Origin of the sequence: Mucilaginibacter ginsenosidivorans (genome assembly GCF_007971025.1) — a bacterium.
Classification (GTDB): Bacteria; Bacteroidota; Bacteroidia; order Sphingobacteriales; family Sphingobacteriaceae; genus Mucilaginibacter; species Mucilaginibacter ginsenosidivorans.
Genome location: NZ_CP042436.1, coordinates 87,112 through 104,017 on the forward strand (window position 1 = coordinate 87,112; position 16,906 = coordinate 104,017).

Sequence of the window (16,906 nt, forward strand, 5' to 3'; positions counted from 1 at the left end):
CAAAAATATAAATTTTACCTCGCCGGGGAATAGTCATCGGGAATATTGAACGGATATTCAAGCGGTTTATCCAAATCCACCTTAATGTAATGCAGGCTAATCTTTATTTTTTTGTTACCAACTACCGAGTTAATGTCGATCTGCGACGACAAGCTCCTATCCCCAACTGCCACGGGTCCGCTGTTGTTAACATGCAGTTCCTGCGCTTCGCCGGGGTTTGATAAATTGGTTTCTTTCGCTTTCAGATCAGCGCCTACTACCAGGTTGTAAACCAGGTTATCCAGCGTTCCTTTAATTTCGGTATCAGCGGTATCGGTTTTCAGCTCGGCTTTCTCATCCAGCAATTGCGGTATGGCATTCCCCACCATAAGTGCCTCGACCGAACTATAGTCAAGCTTCTCGCTGGTATACCTGTAGATATAATTAAAAGGCTTACGCAGGTACAGGTCCTGCAGTTTGTTGATCACCAATATACTATCGGGCGTTATCAGAGCGCGAGCAACTTCGATCCCAACGATGGCGGTGACAGACACCCATATCCTTTTTCCCTTTTCTATGCGAACGTTCATCGTCACATTATTGCCGCTTCCGTTAATGTTAAGCTGGGTTTTAGCCTTGCCCGAAAACGTCGCAAAATTTAACTGTGCAGATCTTATGCTGTTCAGCCTCGTCATTAATACAGGCGAACTGGCCGCGATCGTATCTTTACTGACCTTACTTACAAGCATCTGTTTTTTTGCCTTACAACTTACTATCGCCAGCAAGCCGCAAACAATGAACAGCTTATTCAATGTATTTTTTCTCATTGATCTTCCGTTCTAAAACAGGTGAACCGCCTCCGTATTGTTTTGCTTTTTTCCAATTCTCCAACGCGCTGTCCTTATCGCCGAGCTGGTACATAATGTCTCCATAATGCTCGGTTTGTACAGCGCTGTGATCTTTATCATGTGAAATCGCCTTTTCGATCCAGATCTTTGCCTCGGTAAATTTCTTTTGCTTAAATAGTATCCATGCATAAGTATCCTCAAATGAAGCCGTATTGGGTTGAAGCTCGTTCGAGCGCTTCGACATCGCTTCGGCCTTATCCAGCGAAGCGCCGCGTACCGAGAGATAGTATGCATAATTATTCAACGTATACGCGTTGTCAGGATTATAACTTAATGCTTTGTTATACGAATCGTCCGACTTTTGCTCGTCGCCCATCGAATGGTAACAGTCGCCCAAAACCGAATAGCTTTGCGCTAAAAGATCATTATCCTGGCTCTCGAGCGAAGTAGCATTTTTTACATAGCTCAGAGCTTTTTTGAAGTCCTTTTTCTGTTCGTATGCAACGCCAACCAAATAGTTGAGCCATGCCTGGTTGGGAAATAGCGATAAAGCATTCTCACCGTCTTTAATAGCTTCGTCTAACTGGTTGCTGCCCAAATCTAGCCTTACTAATTGCTCCTGCACCTCGTAAACCTGGTCGTTAAGGGCGAGAGATTTTTTGTAATTGGTTTTTGCTTCCGGATATTTTTCATTCTGGATCAGCATATCGCCATACAACGCATAGCTGCGGGCATCATCAGGATGGGCCACGGTAAGCAACCTGCTTAGTTCCAGTGCGCTCGCTTTTGCATTCGGATCGGGGAATTTAGGAACGTATCCCAGCACTATCTTCACTTCCTGCTCTATCTCCAGATCGGGCAATTTAAAGGCCAGCATCAGTTGGTTATAGCTTGCTTCGTTATCTTTTTTGTCACGGTAAATGTCTGCCAGCGCCAGGTGAACGCGACCACTGCCGGGATCGGCCTGTTCAGCATCTTTCAATACTTTAAGCGCTTTGTCCTGGAACCCGTTAGAATTGTATATCTCGCCGAGCAATAAATAGTACCGTATCTCGGATGGATTGGCATCTATCAATCCCTGAATATCGGCTGCAGCTTTATCAACCTTGCCCTGTTTCAGGTAAATGTTTTCCTTTTTAGCAATTATTTCATCAGACGGGCCAATCATCTTTTCGAGCTTTTCATAAACGGCCAATGCCTGGTCGTATTTCTTCTCGATATAATAAACATTGGCCTGGTCAAAGTAATAATCTGGCTTATCCGGGTTTATTTTTAAGAGTTCATTAAATACGTTCTCCAGCTTCGTCGCATCATTGTTCTTTTCATAACAATCGGCAAGTGCCACCCAATACCACTCATTTTCGGGTTTTACCGTTACTGCTTTTTCAAGCAGGTCCTGCGCCGATTCATAGTCGTTCTGATCTTTTTTCAGGGAGGCCAGTTCGTACATGGCGGCGTCGTTTGCCGGGTCCACCTGCAAAACCTGGTTGAACATTTCAGCGGCCAGAGTGGTGTTCTCTATCGTCTTGTCGCGCAACGCGGAAAAGAAAAGTTGTTTCACCATTACGCTGTCGCCAGGGGTAAGCGGCTTACCCACAACCATCACCACCCGGTTTGCTTTGTTAGTACTATCCTTTTGGGCTAATACTACAAAAGGCAGCATTAAAAGTATCGAAAATATGATCCGCAGTTTTTTCATTATCCTACCCCGGTATGTCCATAACCACCCGCACCGCGCGATGTTTCGTTTAATATTTCTACTTCCTCCCAGCTTACCTTCTCGTGCCGGGCAACTATCATTTGTGCTATCCTGTCGCCGGTATTGACCTCAAAAGGCTCAGCAGAAAAATTGATAAGCAATACCTTGATCTCTCCCCTGTAATCAGCGTCAACCGTTCCTGGAGAGTTTACGATACCTATGCCGTGTTTAAACGCCAGTCCGCTGCGCGGCCGTATCTGCGCCTCAAACCCTTCAGGCAGCTCGATATGCAAACCTGTCGGGATCAGTTTACGCTCCATAGGCTGTAAAATTACGGCGCTTTCCAGGTCGGCACGCAGGTCCATGCCTGCGGCATGGGCAGTTTCATAAGCCGGTAAATTGTTTTTAGACCTGTTAATTATCCTGATGATCATCGTTTGCTTAGTATGCTTTTTAAGTCGTTCCGCTCGAAATAGAATGCTGCCAAAGCGTATAGTATCAATAAAGCGTCGCCTGCAAAGATATTACGCTTGAAGATATAGAACGATACAAAAACGATTATAATTGAGGAAATTATATAAGACAGGTTCTTTTTTAAATTGTAGGGTATCGGGTAGTTTTTTTGGCCCCACAGGTACGACAGCACCATCATAATAGTATAAGCGATGAGCGATGTCCACGCCGATGCCATATAGCTGTATTTGGGTATGAACAGCACATTTAAAACTATGGTGGCTATCGCGCCGATACCTGAAATATACAGCCCATATTTGGTTTGATCGGACAACTTATACCATACCGACAGATTCATGTAAATACCCAGGCTAACGTAACCAAAAACAAGTGGCGGCACCACATCCAGCCCAACCCAGTAGCTTCGGTTGGGTATAAAATATTTAAGAATGTTGATATTGGTTATCAGCGCTATAAATATCACGCATACCGTTATCACAAAATAATTCATGATGCGTGCATAAGTCTGAACAGCATTCTTGTTCTTCGCATGACTAAAAAAGAATGGTTCGGCGCCAAGCCTGAACGCCTGCACAAAAATGCTGAGGAAGATGGATATTTTGGCGCATGCGCCATAAATGCCTACTTCGCGTAAGGCTATATTCGGGTGAAGCAACCAGCCCAGCATCAGTTTGTCTGCATTTTCGTTTACCAGGAACGATAAATTAGCTATCAAAACCGGCCAGCTGTATGTAAACATCTCAACGAGCATTTTCCGGTCGATCCGGAATTTTATCTTTAACAATTCAGGCAACAAAAGCACCAGCGTAATAACACTTGCTACCAGGTTCGAGAGGAAAACATAGCCTACCCATCCTTTTATGTACCACCCGCTTATCCAGGCCGACCCGGCTAAATTATGGCGCAGCCAAAAAGGCAAACCCCATATAAAAATAAGATTGAGCGTAATAAAAATAGCAATGTTGATGATCTTGATAAGCCCGTACCTGCCAGGCCTTCCTTCGGCCCGTATTTTGGCAAAGGGGATAACGCACCAGGCATCTATCGCCAGTATAGCCAGGAAATAGTTTACGTAATGGACAAAATCAGAATGACTGGTGCCTGCAGCCGTGCCGGATAACTTATGCCCCGCCTTGGTTGCACTGCTTACATTAATATAGTCGGCAATATGCCCGATAAAGGGTAACGTAAGCAACAGGAAGATGATAGTGATAGCGAATACCGAGGCAAAAGCGTTATTATAAACGCGCTGCTTATTATTTTCATATTTATTCAGGTACCTGAAAAAGGTGGTTTCCATGCCAAACGCCATCACCGCATTCAGAATAGAAACATAGCTGAACATCGTCGTCAGGATGCCATAGGTGCCTGTGGCATATGCCTTGGTGTAAACAGGTGTAAGAAAAAAGCTTAATACGCGGCCTGCAATGGTTGTTATACCGTAAACTGCTGTTTGCCCTGCAAATTTTTTAGCGGTCGACAATGATCAAATAGGATAGTTAAATATAACCGGGCTTGCGTTACCGGCTTTTTCGCAACACTTCAAAATTACGATAGTTTTTTAATTCGCCTTCATCCGATCGAACAGAAATTACTTCGGCATGTTCCGGCCCTTCTTTGCACCAATCCAAAAACATGCTCAATGATACCGCATCTCCCTCAGCCTCAATAAACACACTGCCATCCGGCTCGTTCCTAACAAAACCCTTTACGCCAAGCTGGTCGGCAACCGCCTTGGTCGACGCACGGTAAAAAACGCCCTGTACATGACCGGCGACGGTGATATCGAAATGTTTTATCATAGTTAGCTGTAACCGTTAAAATATCGCGGAAATTATAGTGCCCGATCTCTGCAAAATATTAACGCAAGATCTAAAATTCTGTTTAAATCCTCGCTTATATTTTAGATCGCCAAGAATTAAATCAAACGCCTTACTTTAGTAGCCGAAGTGATCCTGAGGTTATCAAGACCGGTGATCAGGTTAAGCCCCGGCATTTTGCCTTCTTCTATCGTACCTTTTTCGTCGACTATGCCCAGGTATTTGGCGCCGTTCAGGGTAGCCCATTGGACCAGTCTTTCGGTCGTAAGTACGGGAAATTTTTCCTGTAAAAGGCGCATCTCGTTCAAAATGCAGAGTTTGGTATTCGATGCCAGGCTGTCCGTACCGAGGGTAATATTAAATCCCTGGTCTATAAAAAGCTCCACCTTGGGCAGCTTGTCCTCAATGTAAAGATTGGCCCCCGGGCAGAAACAGAAATGAACTTTGGTATCGAACCGTTTAATGAAATAAATATCCTTCAGGTTGGTGCAGGTGTTGTGAACCAGCAACACTTCCTGCTTATTTGTTAGCAGCGGGATGATAGACTGCAGCGAATTGCGCGCCTGTGATTTAAAATGACTGATATCGATGCCGAAATGATCGTACAGGTCAAGGAAACCACCTAAACGGTAACGGAAGAACTTGTTCTCCTCGTCGCTTTCCTGGTTGTGTATACTCAGCAGGTTCGTGCCTGTTTCGCAATACTGTTTTATTAACCTGTACAGTTCCTTTGAAACCGAATACGGCGAATGCGGAGTTATTGAACTGGAGCCAGGCTTAAACTCGTTCGAAAGCGCAAGTGCCTTGTCAAAAACCTCCTGCGCCCGCGCGGGTTGGAAGCTAAACACCTCCGAAAAGGAATGGTAATATATCTTGCTTTTCGCTTTTACCGGTATTGTAATATTACTGTTACAGATATCGCCTACGGCTACTATCCCGTTGTCATACATTTCTTTATCTGCTTTTTCAGCAGCATCGGCTATCACACTGACATCAGCGTTTCGCACCGACTGGATGTTCTTGATAAAATTGATCAAACCCTCGCGCGGGGCGATTTTGTCTTTCAGGTGAGAAAGCTCAAGATGACAGTGCGTATTGACAAATCCGGGGCAGATAATACCCTTTAAATATTCAACGGATTTATCCTTTGCATCATGGCTGTTTGAAACGGAAATGATCCTGCCCTCGTCATCGACGGTAATTACCCCGTTTTTTATTGGATCGGCACAAACTGGAAAAACGTAATCGGCTCTAAAAATTTTCATTCAACTTAGTTTAATATGCCCATCCGATCGTAGCGCAAAAAGTGCCCTACCTGATTAAATAAGACAATATTCGGCATCTATTGTTCTTTTTACGGCAATAAAAAAGGGCCGCAAAAAGGCATTGATTTTAAATTAAGTAACTTTGCAGCGTGGCAACAAAAAGCAAGATAGATATACGTAGCTTAAGTGCAGACGAGCTGGCAGACCATTTTACCGAAATGGGCGAAAAAAGTTACAGGGCAAAGCAAGTTTATGAGTGGCTTTGGCAAAAGTCATGCATTTCGTTTGACGAAATGAGCAATATTTCAAAAGAACTCCGCAAAAAACTGGATGAAAATTTTTTAATCAATAATGTAAAAATTAACAACTCACAGTTTAGCGCCGATAAAACTATAAAAAATTCCTTTGTTTTACATGACAACCACCTTATCGAAGGTGTTTTGATCCCGGCTCCCGAACGAATGACGGCGTGCGTATCGTCGCAGGTAGGATGCAGCCTTACCTGTAAGTTTTGTGCAACGGGCTATATGGAACGTAAACGCAACCTTAATCCTGATGAGATCTACGACCAGGTTGTGCTGATAGATAAACAGGCTAAGGAGAACTATGGCCTGCCGCTAACCAACATTGTATATATGGGAATGGGCGAGCCGCTGCTCAATTACAGTAATGTGCTTAAATCGGTTGAGCGAATTACAGCCGAAGACGGGCTGAACATGTCGCCTAAAAGGATCACGGTGTCCACTGCCGGTATTGCCAAAATGATCAAAAAACTGGGCGACGACCAGGTGAAGTTCAACCTGGCCCTGTCGCTGCATGCCGCTAACGACGAAAAGCGGAATACCATAATGCCCATAAACGAGCAAAATTCATTGAAAGCTTTGGCAGAAGCATTGAAATACTACTTTGCCCGGACAAAAAATCCGGTTACCTATGAATACATCGTTTTTAATGATTTTAATGACGAAATACAGGATGCCATGGAGCTGGCAAAATTCTGCAAGCATGTGCCCTGCAAAGTCAACATCATCGAATACAACCCGATCTCATTCGCCAATTACCTGAATGCAGGCGAAGACAAAATAGAGGCCTTTGCCGATTATTTGCGCAACCAGGGTGTCATCACCAATATCCGCCGCAGCCGGGGTAAGGATATCGATGCGGCTTGCGGACAACTGGCGATAAAGGATAAGTCAACTACTGTTATTTCTTAAAGAAAACTCTTAAATTGAGGCATGAAACTACAAGCCGGCTACCTTGCCGATTTCATAGCCTTATTATTCCCCGAGCTTTGCCAGGCCTGTGGTGAAAATTTGGTCGCTGGTGAAGAGTTGATCTGCACCGATTGCCGTTTCAACCTGCCTCTTACCGACTTTCATCTGAAGCCTGATAACATTGTGGCACAGCAATTTTGGGGCAAGCTTGATGCAGAAGCTGCCTATGCGCTTTGCTATTTTGTAAAAGGCGGTAAAATGCAACACCTGATGCACCAGTTCAAGTATAAAGGTGTGCAAAAGATCGGCAATCTGCTTGGTAATATCGCCGGGGAGCAACTGGCTGTAAGCCCGGTTTTCAAAACGGTCGATCTTATCATACCTGTACCCCTTCATAAGAGCCGGCTGCGCAAACGTGGCTATAATCAAAGTGCCTGCTTCGCCGACGGTATCTCCGAAAAACTCCATGTGCCCGTGTTAGAAAACAACCTGGTAAGGGTAAGGGCAACAGAAACGCAAACGCACCGGTCGCGGTTCTCCCGTTTCGAGAATATGCAGGAAGTGTTTTGGGTTAACGATCCCGAAAAACTAAAAAACAAGCATGTATTGCTTGTTGATGATGTGGTGACCACGGGCTCCACCTTAGAAGCCTGCGGTACAGAATTACTTAAAGTTGAAGGGTTGAAGCTGAGTATCGCTACAATAGCCTATGCCGAATAGGACACGATTGAATGATTAATAGGATTTTCAGGGTAAGAAATCCAATAACCAATCACTAATTAACTAATCACAGATTAACTAACTTTCTGATACTTAACTAACTTATCATACAGTCCTTTCGGATCGAACGGTTTCAGGATATAGTCGTTCATTCCCGAACCATTTATCTCATTGATCTCACTGTTCAGCATCGATGCTGTCAAGGCTATTATAGGTAATTGCTGGTAATACGCCTCGGTCTTTGCGCGGATGATCTGGGTCGCCTCAAGGCCGCCCATTACCGGCATATGTATGTCCATTAATACTACATCAAGGTTGGGGTTGCTTTCTACCTTTTCCACCGCTTCCTGCCCGTTCTCGGCAAACTCAATGGTTGCCCCCCACTTGGTCAGCACCTTATTAATCAGTAACCTGTTGATCTGGTTGTCGTCAACAACCAGTACATTTAATTGTAAACCTGTTTCCACTTTATTATTGTCATTTACGGCACTCACGTGCTCTTTGTCAAATTTTATTGTAAACCAGAAAGTCGATCCTTTTCCTAATACGCTATCCACATGAATAGTGGCGTCATGTAACTCTATAAGTTTCTTTGTGATAGCTAACCCCAAACCTGTACCGCCATATTTGCGCGAGGTATCCGATTCGGCCTGTTTAAACGACTCAAAGATGGTGTTTATTTTGTCATTTGCAATGCCTATCCCGGTGTCAGAAACGGCAAAACGTATTTTTACATAGCTGTCTGTCTGCCCGATAACCTGCAAATCGATCGTCACGCCGCCCGCTTCGGTAAACTTAACCGAATTGCCTACAAGGTTCAACAATATCTGGCAAAGGCGTGTCCTGTCGCCAATTACCGTTTTAGGGATCGCTTCATCGACCGAATATTTAAGGTAGATCTTCTTTTCGTTAGCGTTAAACTGCATCGAACTGGCAATACTTTGCACAAGTTCATGTAATTCAACCCCTGCCTTTTCCAGTTCGATGTTACCGGTCTCTATCTTGGTAAAATCAAGTACGTTATTGATAAGCGTCATCAGGTTCTCGGCCGAGAACTTGAGTATGCCCAGGTTTTCCTTTTGTATCTCCTCGGTATTATCATCCAGCAGCAGGTGCGACATCCCGATCACCGCATTTAGCGGCGTACGTATCTCGTGACTCATTACTGATATAAACATATCCTTGGCACGGCTCAACTGCAGGGCTTCTTCTTTCGCCGCTATCAATTCGATCTCGGCTTTCTTTTTAGCAGTGATGTCAATAATTACTTCGATATATTTATCAACCGCACCGCTATTATCCAGTATAACAGAATTGATAACCGATATCCAAAGCGGTAAACCATCTTTACGGTAAACCAGCAGGTCGACCTCGAATGATTGTTTATTTCTTGAAAGCTCGCGCGATTTCTGAATAATAGAAACATCGGTCAGTTCACCTTTCAGCACATCGCCAAGTGGCCGTCCTTTCGCATCGCATATACCATAGCCCGTTATGGTTTCAAAGGCTTTGTTCACCCATTCAACCTTCCCTTTGTTGTCGTTAATTACAACCCCGCTGGTAGTGCTGCTGGCTACAAGCGATAATAATTTCAATTCTTTCTCAGCTTCCTTTCGTTCGCTGATATCAACCATCATGCTGATGTGACGCTCAACGCTGCCATCTTCATTAAATAAGGGGCTGTTGGATATGGAAACCCATAGCGGATTACCATCTTTTTTATACACTTTAAGCTCAATCTCGTAAGGGCGATTCTCTTTAAAGGCCTCAACGGCGCTATTGTACACGTTCCTGTCGGTTTCTTCGCCTATAACAAGTGTGCCCACTGTCTGTCCCTTTACATCATCCAGCGAATAGCCAAGGAGTTTCTCCAGCGCTTCGTTGAACCAAATGATCCGCCCCTCATTATCCCGCATCACGATACCGCTGGGCGATTTTTTCGCGGCGAAGGAAAGGATATCCAGTTCGGTCTCGACCTTTTTCTGCAAAGTAACGTCGCGACCGGTAGCATACCATTTATTATCCTTAAATATCAATTGCCAGATAAGCCATTTTACACCGCCTGCGTTTGTTAAAACCGGCGTTTTTATCTCGAATATCTTTTGCTGCCTGGTGAGGCCGTTTTTGATGAGCTGCCTTGCAGAAACGGTGATCCCTTCGGAAAAAAATGTCCAGAAAACATCGCCGATAAGCTGCGAGGGTTTATACCCCCAAATATCTGCAGCAGCCTTATTCACCATTTCTATCCGGAATTCCTTATCCATCAAACAATGAATAACGGATGAGGTATTGAATAAACTTAAGAAGTCGTTGTTACGGGATATACTGCTTTTGAGCTCAGCTTTCTGCCTGAGTCTTACAAGATGCGATACCACGTTATCAGCCAGGGTGCGCAACGAATTTAGTTGCTCGCTAGCAAGTTTCCGGGCTACTGTATCCATTACGCATAGTGCGCCCAGCCTGAAGCCGTTAGGATCGATAAGCGGCGCACCGGCATAAAAACGGATATGTGGTTCATTGATAACAAAAGCATTTTTGGCAAAAGTTTCGTGTTCGCAAAGGTCCTCCACCTCAAGTATACTTGTACCGGCAATGGCATGGGTACAAAACGAATCGATACGGGGAACCTGTTTAAGATCGATGCCAACGCTTGATTTAACCCATTGTTTGTCGGCATCAATAAAAGTGATTAGCGCAATAGGAGCCTTGCACACAAAAGACGCAAGACGGGTAATTGCGTCAAGCTCTTTGTGCGGCGATGTCTCCAGGACCGGGTATGATCTTAGAGCCGTTAAGCGTTTATCTTCTGAAAATGCTAATTGCTGTTTATTCACTTAATTAATCCGAGCCTTTTTGCCGGTATAATGGAAACGACTCCATTAACCGATGCACCCTTTTACGTATTTTACGCAAAGAAGGTTCATTCTCGGGATCAATTATTACAGCATCTATGAGTTCGACAATAAGGTCCATCTGCTTTTCTTTCAGGCCGCGCGTCGTGATAGCAGCGGTACCCACACGGATACCCGATGTTACGAACGGCGACTTATCATCAAACGGAACCATGTTCTTATTTACAGTGATATCAGCGGCTACCAAAGCATTTTCGGCGGCCTTGCCGGTGATATTTTTATTGCGCAGATCTATCAGCATCAGGTGGTTATCCGTACCGCCCGAGATAAGCTCGTACCCGCGGTCGACGAATGATTTAGCCATAGCAGCGGCGTTTTTCTTTACCTGTACTATATACTTCATATAGTCCTCGCTTAATGCCTCGGCAAAAGCCACCGCCTTGGCAGCTATAATATGTTCAAGCGGTCCGCCCTGCGTGCCGGGGAAAACAGCCATGTCCAGCACCGCCGACATCATTTTAACTTCGCCCTTCGGCGTTTTTTGTCCAAATGGATTCGGAAAATCCTTACCCATCATAATGATACCACCACGCGGGCCGCGGAGCGTTTTGTGTGTTGTGGTGCTAACAATATGGCAATGCGGAAGCGGATCGTTAAGTAATCCCCTTGCTATCAACCCGGCCGGATGCGAAATATCGGCCAAAACCAAAGCGCCTACTTTATCAGCTACTTTACGGATAAATTCATAGTCCCAGTCGCGCGAGTAAGCCGACGCGCCGCAGATGATCATCTTTGGTTTTTCAGCAAGGGCCACTTTTTTAAGCTGATCATAATCCACCAGCCCGGTTTCCTTGTTTACCCCGTAAAAATGCGGTTCGTACAATTTACCTGAAAAGTTAACCGGCGAACCATGGGTCAAGTGCCCGCCATGTGAAAGGTCAAACCCTAATATTTTGTCGCCGGGCTGCAGGCAGGCCAGCATTACGGCTGCGTTTGCCTGGGCGCCTGAATGCGGCTGAACATTAACCCATTCGGCATTGAACAATTGCTTTGCCCTTTCGATAGCGATGGTTTCTATCTCATCTACCACCTGGCACCCGCCATAGTAGCGTTTTCCGGGCAGGCCTTCAGCATATTTATTGGTTGCAACAGAGCCTGCCGCCTCCATTACCTGGCGACTAACAAAATTTTCCGAAGCTATCAGTTCAATGCCTTCTTCCTGGCGCTGTTGTTCTTCATCCAGCAGTTTAAATATCAGTTTGTCTCTTTTCATGTGGGGGCTAAAATCGGCGCTAATTTAGGATTTTAAGCTGAAAGCAGAAGGCAAAAAGCAGAAAGCTTTCAACACGAGAAAAAATGCTTTAGACTTTTGGCTTTATGCTTTTCACTATCTCGCCGATATCCAAAAGTTATTGAATCCCAGTCCTATTTGTATCCTGATTATTTCCTGCTGAAGCATTTCGAGCACTGCAAGGAAGTTGTATACGAAATGCACCTTGTTTTCCGAACGGTTGGCGATGGATTTGAAGTCGAGGCGCTGATTGATCAGCAACAGGTCGTTGATAGCTTTTTTCTGCTCTTCTATGGTGTAGGGATACTGCACAACGGTGTGGGTCACTTCTTCGCTCCTGTTCAAAAAGCGTTTGGTTACCTTGTCGTACACATTCATCAGCTTATACAGGCTGATTTCCGAAAGTTCTTCGCCCGGCACGGTCACTTTATCTACCTGCTGCAGGTCGTAGGCAATATTGCCGCGCTTTTCGCGCTTAAAGCGGTCGTCTTCTAACGGCCGCAGCAATTCGCATATTTCCTTAAATTTCTTGTATTCTATCAGCTTCCTTATCAGTTCTGCTTTCGGGTCGTGCTCCGTGCCTTCTTCGGCTTCATAGCGCGGCAGCAACATTTTCGCCTTGATACGCATCAGGGTAGCCGCCACAAAGATGAACTCACTGGCCAGCTCCATATTCAGGCTGTTCATCTGGTGGATATAATTCAGAAAGTCGTCCGTAATGCGCGCTATCGGGATATCCTGGATATCCAGCTCATCCCTTTCAATGAAAAACAGCAACAGGTCGAAGGGTCCTTCAAACTGCGGTAACTTTATCTCGAAACTCTCTTCAGTCATATCAATCCCAAAAGTATACGCTAATAACCGGGTATCGCCATAAAAGTTATTAAGATTCGGAAAATAAAGTGGAAAACTTTCCTGGCGAGCACTTACGCAAAATCACTATTATTATCTGTACTTAAACTAATGGGGCCGCCTTGTGTTAAATACATTATTGTGGCCTTTTTTCGCAAATAATAACATTAAAATAGCTTACTTTTGTAAGTTGAATTTTTACAAGGATATCAATGCAGGTAACAGCTGGAGATTTACTACAAAAAATAAACTACCCATCTGATTTAAAGCAACTTACCGAAGAACAGCTCGAAAAGGTTTGCCAGGAATTACGGCAATATATCATTGACGTAGTATCGGTAAATGGCGGTCATTTCGGGGCAAGTTTGGGTACGGTTGAACTTTCCGTTGCGCTGCATTATATCCTTAATACGCCTTACGATCAGTTGGTTTGGGACGTTGGCCACCAGGCTTACGGGCACAAGATACTGACAGGCCGCCGCGATATTTTTCATACCAACCGCATGTATGGCGGTATAAGCGGGTTCCCAAAACGATCGGAAAGCGAATACGATACTTTCGGTGTGGGTCATTCTTCGACTTCTATTTCTGCCGCCCTTGGTATGGCTGTGGCTTCGCGTTATAAGGGGGAAACCGACCGTCAGCACGTAGCTGTAATAGGCGATGGCGCAATGACAGGCGGTATGGCTTTTGAGGCGCTGAACCATGCCGGCATCGAAAATTCGAACCTGCTGGTTATATTGAACGACAATAATATGTCGATAGACCCAAACGTGGGTGCGTTAAAAGCATATCTTACTGATATTACTACCTCGAAACCTTACAACCGTTTCAGGGACGATATAGCGCACGTGCTTACCAAAATATCTTCTATCGGTCCCGATGCCTTTAAAATGGCCAAGAAGATCGAGAAAAGCATCAAGGGTACGCTGCTAAAAAAGAGTAACTTATTTGAATCGCTACAGTTCCGTTATTTTGGGCCTATCGATGGACATGATGTAAAACACCTTGTAAGAGTGTTGCGCGACTTGCGCGACATACCCGGACCAAAGCTGTTGCATTGCGTTACCGTTAAAGGTAAGGGCTATGCATTGGCCGAAAAGGACCAGACCAAATGGCACGCACCAGGTTTGTTCGATAAAATTACCGGCGAGATCAAAAAAGCCAAGGCCGAAAAGCCGCAGCCTCCAAAATACCAGGATGTGTTTGGCCATACCATTATCGAGCTGGCCGAACAAAACCCAAAGATCATGGGTATCACGCCGGCAATGCCGTCGGGCTGCTCACTCAATATGATGATGAAAGCCATGCCCGAGCGTGCGTTTGATGTGGGCATAGCCGAACAGCACGCCGTTACTTTCTCGGCAGGCCTGGCAACCCAGGGGCTTGTTCCGTTTTGTAATATCTACTCCAGCTTTATGCAACGGGCGTATGACCAGGTGATACATGATGTTGCTATACAAAAGCTGAACGTTATTTTCTGCCTCGACAGGGCAGGTATCGCCGGCGCTGACGGGCCAACACACCATGGCGCTTACGACCTGGCATATATGCGTTGCATCCCTAATATGACGGTTTCAGCGCCGATGAACGAAGAAGAATTGCGCAACCTGATGTACACCGCACAACAGGAGAACATGGGTCCGTTTGTTATCCGTTATCCACGCGGCACGGGTGTTATGGTCGACTGGCAGCGCCCTATGAAGGCCATACAGGTTGGTAAGGGCCGTAAAATTTGCGACGGTGAAGAAGTGGCAATCCTTTCTATCGGCACAATTGGCAACGAGGTTGTTAAAGCTACTGTCGAACTCAATAACGATGGCTTCTATCCAGCCCATTACGACCTTCGCTTTGTAAAACCCTTAGATGAGGTTTTGCTTCACGATATTTTTAAGAAATTCGGAAAGGTAATAACTGTCGAGGACGGCTGCATAGATGGCGGCATGGGAAGCGCCGTGCTGGAGTTTATGGCCGACAATAACTACCAGGCCGAAGTGGTACGCTTAGGCATTCCTGATCATTTTGTTGAACACGGCGAACAACCAGAGCTTTGGGCCGAATGCGGTTACGATGCCGCCGCCATTATTAAGCAGGTAAAAAATATGGGCATCCGCAGGAACGCCCACACCATCGCTTCATAATGAATGTGCAAATATGCAGATGACCTGGTAATAATCTGGGATATCCAATAATCTACAATTTGAATTGCATATCTGCACATCCACTCATTTGCACATCAGGTATATCAATGTGTCTTATAACTTGCCAGATCGGTATATAAATTCCTGAACGAACTTCTCAGTCCTATAGTAAACAAGGCAGTCTTGTCGTGAAATTGCGCATTCTTTTCATCGCGTATAATACCGCCAAGCTCAATCCTAAGGTTGTATTTTGGATTGAGAAGATAAGCCACCTTACCTTCAAGATAGATCATATTGGTGGTTAAACCCTGCCCGGTGTAATTACCGAATTCCCGCGCCGGGTCGATATACACCTGGAAAATGTCCTTACCGTAATTGATTGTATTGCCGCTGCCGTCCGTTAGGTCAAGTCCGTAGTGTCCATAATCCACCTCGCCCGAAAAATCAAACCGCTTATAACTATAGTTCAACAGGCCCACAAATTCGCGAAAATTTGCACCCCAGGGGTGAGCAAGAGGCTCGCCCTGCTCCGAATAATTGATAATCTCTGAACGTTCCGAATAAGTATACGGCTTGGTGTTGTTCGTCTCAAATAAATAGCTCAGCGATTTTATACCGAACATATCGCCACCCCTTACACCAAGCTGCCAGCTATACTTATTGCGCGAGCTGCCATCGCTCGAAAAGAACTCTTTTGAAATAAACTCATCCAGTAAAAATTGACCATACACTGTAATACCATTACTGATCTTATACTTGCTTGTCATCGCTATAAGGGCATTATCGCCCGAGCCGCTTTGCGCTTCAACGGGTCTCAGGAATATGATCGGGTTGACATACTGAAAATCGAAACCCCGCGAATGTCCCTGGTCGTCGGCAGCGGCCCATATCACCGCATCAAAGAAACCTACCGAAAAGCGGTTGCTTACATTCCAGTCTAAATAATGAAACACGCCCCATTTCCTGCGGTCATCGCCAAACGAGTTGAATTTGGGTGCCAGCGGATCGTCCATATACGCCCACATGGCCATATATTGCACGTTGCCAAGTTTCCCAGTCAGTTTGAAGAACGGATAAGGCGCCGCTACATCTGACAACAACATGGAACGATAGCCGTCGCCAATAAAGGTCTTATCCTGTCCGAGCGTAATATTCAGGTATTTTACCGGCGTATAGGAGATCAGGGCCGTTACATACGACCAGTCTTTCGTATTTTTCCCCGAGCTGCGGTCATAGCCCTGGCCCGGAACCTGCCCCACCTGGTTTATATACGTGTTAAGATATTCGGGGTAAACAGCCTGGTTCTCAAAACCACTGGTATAGAAGTAAAATTTGCCGCCTATGGTACCGCCTGCCTGGTAACCGCGTGTGTTGAGCCAGGTGTTTTTGCTTCCCGAAAAATCTTTACCGATCATAAGGTCGGGCAGGTAGTCTGCAAAAAAGGTATAATCCTTTTCGCGTACATCAAAAAGGTGCTCATTAAATAACTTGCGGTGTGCCCAGCTATGTTTACCGCTATCAACCCCCAAACCCATCAACGCATCATAATGCTGTTTGACCAGGCTGTCATCTATAAAAAATGGCTTCAGCGATGTATGCGCACGCGATTGCGTGTTATAAATATCCGGATTGAGCTTTTGATAGAACTGGTATGAGTAAGGCTGATATTCAGACTGCGCACTGGCCACTGTCGAAAACAGCACCAGCAACAAAATAGGGGTAAATAATTTTTTCATATAGGTATCTCTTAG

At 45.2% G+C, this 16,906-nt stretch carries 13 protein-coding genes; 3 read left to right on the forward strand and 10 right to left on the reverse strand.

Translation table 11 applies throughout. The features are described from left to right. Window positions 1–14: 14 nt before the first annotated feature. The 6 genes from FRZ54_RS00375 to FRZ54_RS00400 all read right to left on the reverse strand — a co-directional run bounded on the left by FRZ54_RS00375 (window position 15) and on the right by FRZ54_RS00400 (window position 6,085). Window positions 15–806, reverse strand: a complete 792-nt coding sequence (locus FRZ54_RS00375; RefSeq protein WP_147029675.1) for a DUF4292 domain-containing protein — start codon at window positions 804–806, stop codon at window positions 15–17. Beyond that, the gene (locus tag FRZ54_RS00380) at window positions 784–2,526 is read right to left on the reverse strand and encodes a tetratricopeptide repeat protein (RefSeq protein ID WP_147029676.1); all 1,743 of its coding nucleotides are present in this window, start codon (window positions 2,524–2,526) and stop codon (window positions 784–786) included. The genes FRZ54_RS00375 and FRZ54_RS00380 overlap by 23 nt, the downstream gene beginning before the upstream one ends. After that, entirely contained in the window at window positions 2,526–2,960 is a 435-nt protein-coding gene (gene dut / locus FRZ54_RS00385; protein WP_147029677.1) for a dUTP diphosphatase, read from the reverse strand. Before dut ends, FRZ54_RS00380 begins: the two co-directional genes overlap by 1 nt. Continuing rightward, window positions 2,957–4,483, reverse strand: coding sequence for a lipopolysaccharide biosynthesis protein (locus FRZ54_RS00390; protein ID WP_147029678.1), 1,527 nt, complete (start codon window positions 4,481–4,483; stop codon window positions 2,957–2,959). Before FRZ54_RS00390 ends, dut begins: the two co-directional genes overlap by 4 nt. A gap of 37 nt (window positions 4,484–4,520) precedes the next feature. Continuing rightward, the gene (locus FRZ54_RS00395; RefSeq protein WP_147034379.1) at window positions 4,521–4,799 is read right to left on the reverse strand and encodes an acylphosphatase; all 279 of its coding nucleotides are present in this window, start codon (window positions 4,797–4,799) and stop codon (window positions 4,521–4,523) included. A gap of 119 nt (window positions 4,800–4,918) precedes the next feature. Beyond that, window positions 4,919–6,085: an amidohydrolase family protein gene (locus FRZ54_RS00400; protein WP_147029679.1), complete on the reverse strand. Its 1,167-nt coding sequence runs from the start codon at window positions 6,083–6,085 to the stop codon at window positions 4,919–4,921. 149 nt (window positions 6,086–6,234) lie between these two features. Here FRZ54_RS00400 and rlmN point away from each other — a divergent pair, with 149 nt between their 5' ends. After that, window positions 6,235–7,299 carry a 23S rRNA (adenine(2503)-C(2))-methyltransferase RlmN gene (gene rlmN, locus FRZ54_RS00405; RefSeq protein WP_147029680.1) on the forward strand — a complete coding sequence of 355 codons (1,065 nt, stop codon included), beginning with the start codon at window positions 6,235–6,237 and terminating at the stop codon, window positions 7,297–7,299. A 21-nt stretch (window positions 7,300–7,320) separates the two neighbouring features. Then, window positions 7,321–8,019 (forward strand): ComF family protein, encoded by a 699-nt coding sequence (locus FRZ54_RS00410; protein WP_147029681.1) that lies wholly within the window; start codon window positions 7,321–7,323, stop codon window positions 8,017–8,019. A 74-nt stretch (window positions 8,020–8,093) separates the two neighbouring features. Here FRZ54_RS00410 and FRZ54_RS00415 read toward each other — a convergent pair whose 3' ends face one another. From FRZ54_RS00415 to FRZ54_RS00425, 3 genes are all read right to left on the reverse strand, one after another. Beyond that, window positions 8,094–10,853 (reverse strand): PAS domain S-box protein, encoded by a 2,760-nt coding sequence (locus FRZ54_RS00415; protein ID WP_147029682.1) that lies wholly within the window; start codon window positions 10,851–10,853, stop codon window positions 8,094–8,096. A 4-nt stretch (window positions 10,854–10,857) separates the two neighbouring features. Beyond that, the gene (glyA, locus tag FRZ54_RS00420) at window positions 10,858–12,144 is read right to left on the reverse strand and encodes a serine hydroxymethyltransferase (protein ID WP_147029683.1); all 1,287 of its coding nucleotides are present in this window, start codon (window positions 12,142–12,144) and stop codon (window positions 10,858–10,860) included. Window positions 12,145–12,258: 114 nt separating this feature from the next. Continuing rightward, complete coding sequence (locus tag FRZ54_RS00425) at window positions 12,259–12,996, reverse strand: segregation and condensation protein A (protein WP_147029684.1); 738 nt, start codon at window positions 12,994–12,996, stop codon at window positions 12,259–12,261. Between the two features lie 230 nt (window positions 12,997–13,226). Between FRZ54_RS00425 and dxs the strand changes: the two genes are divergently transcribed. Then, window positions 13,227–15,155, forward strand: coding sequence for a 1-deoxy-D-xylulose-5-phosphate synthase (gene dxs, locus FRZ54_RS00430; RefSeq protein ID WP_147029685.1), 1,929 nt, complete (start codon window positions 13,227–13,229; stop codon window positions 15,153–15,155). Window positions 15,156–15,259: 104 nt separating this feature from the next. Here dxs and FRZ54_RS00435 read toward each other — a convergent pair whose 3' ends face one another. Continuing rightward, on the reverse strand, window positions 15,260–16,891 hold the full coding sequence (locus FRZ54_RS00435; protein ID WP_147029686.1) for a gliding motility protein RemB: 1,632 nt from the start codon (window positions 16,889–16,891) through the stop codon (window positions 15,260–15,262). Window positions 16,892–16,906: the final 15 nt, after the last annotated feature.

Coding starts and splice junctions, on each gene's coding strand:
- FRZ54_RS00375 (WP_147029675.1), bottom strand. CDS start 806: ATGAGAAAAAATACATTGAATAAGCTGTTCATTGTTTGCGGCTTGCTG.
- FRZ54_RS00380 (WP_147029676.1), bottom strand. CDS start 2,526: ATGAAAAAACTGCGGATCATATTTTCGATACTTTTAATGCTGCCTTTT.
- dut (WP_147029677.1), bottom strand. CDS start 2,960: ATGATCATCAGGATAATTAACAGGTCTAAAAACAATTTACCGGCTTAT.
- FRZ54_RS00400 (WP_147029679.1), bottom strand. CDS start 6,085: ATGAAAATTTTTAGAGCCGATTACGTTTTTCCAGTTTGTGCCGATCCA.
- FRZ54_RS00410 (WP_147029681.1), top strand. CDS start 7,321: ATGAAACTACAAGCCGGCTACCTTGCCGATTTCATAGCCTTATTATTC.
- glyA (WP_147029683.1), bottom strand. CDS start 12,144: ATGAAAAGAGACAAACTGATATTTAAACTGCTGGATGAAGAACAACAG.
- FRZ54_RS00425 (WP_147029684.1), bottom strand. CDS start 12,996: ATGACTGAAGAGAGTTTCGAGATAAAGTTACCGCAGTTTGAAGGACCC.
- dxs (WP_147029685.1), top strand. CDS start 13,227: ATGCAGGTAACAGCTGGAGATTTACTACAAAAAATAAACTACCCATCT.
- FRZ54_RS00435 (WP_147029686.1), bottom strand. CDS start 16,891: ATGAAAAAATTATTTACCCCTATTTTGTTGCTGGTGCTGTTTTCGACA.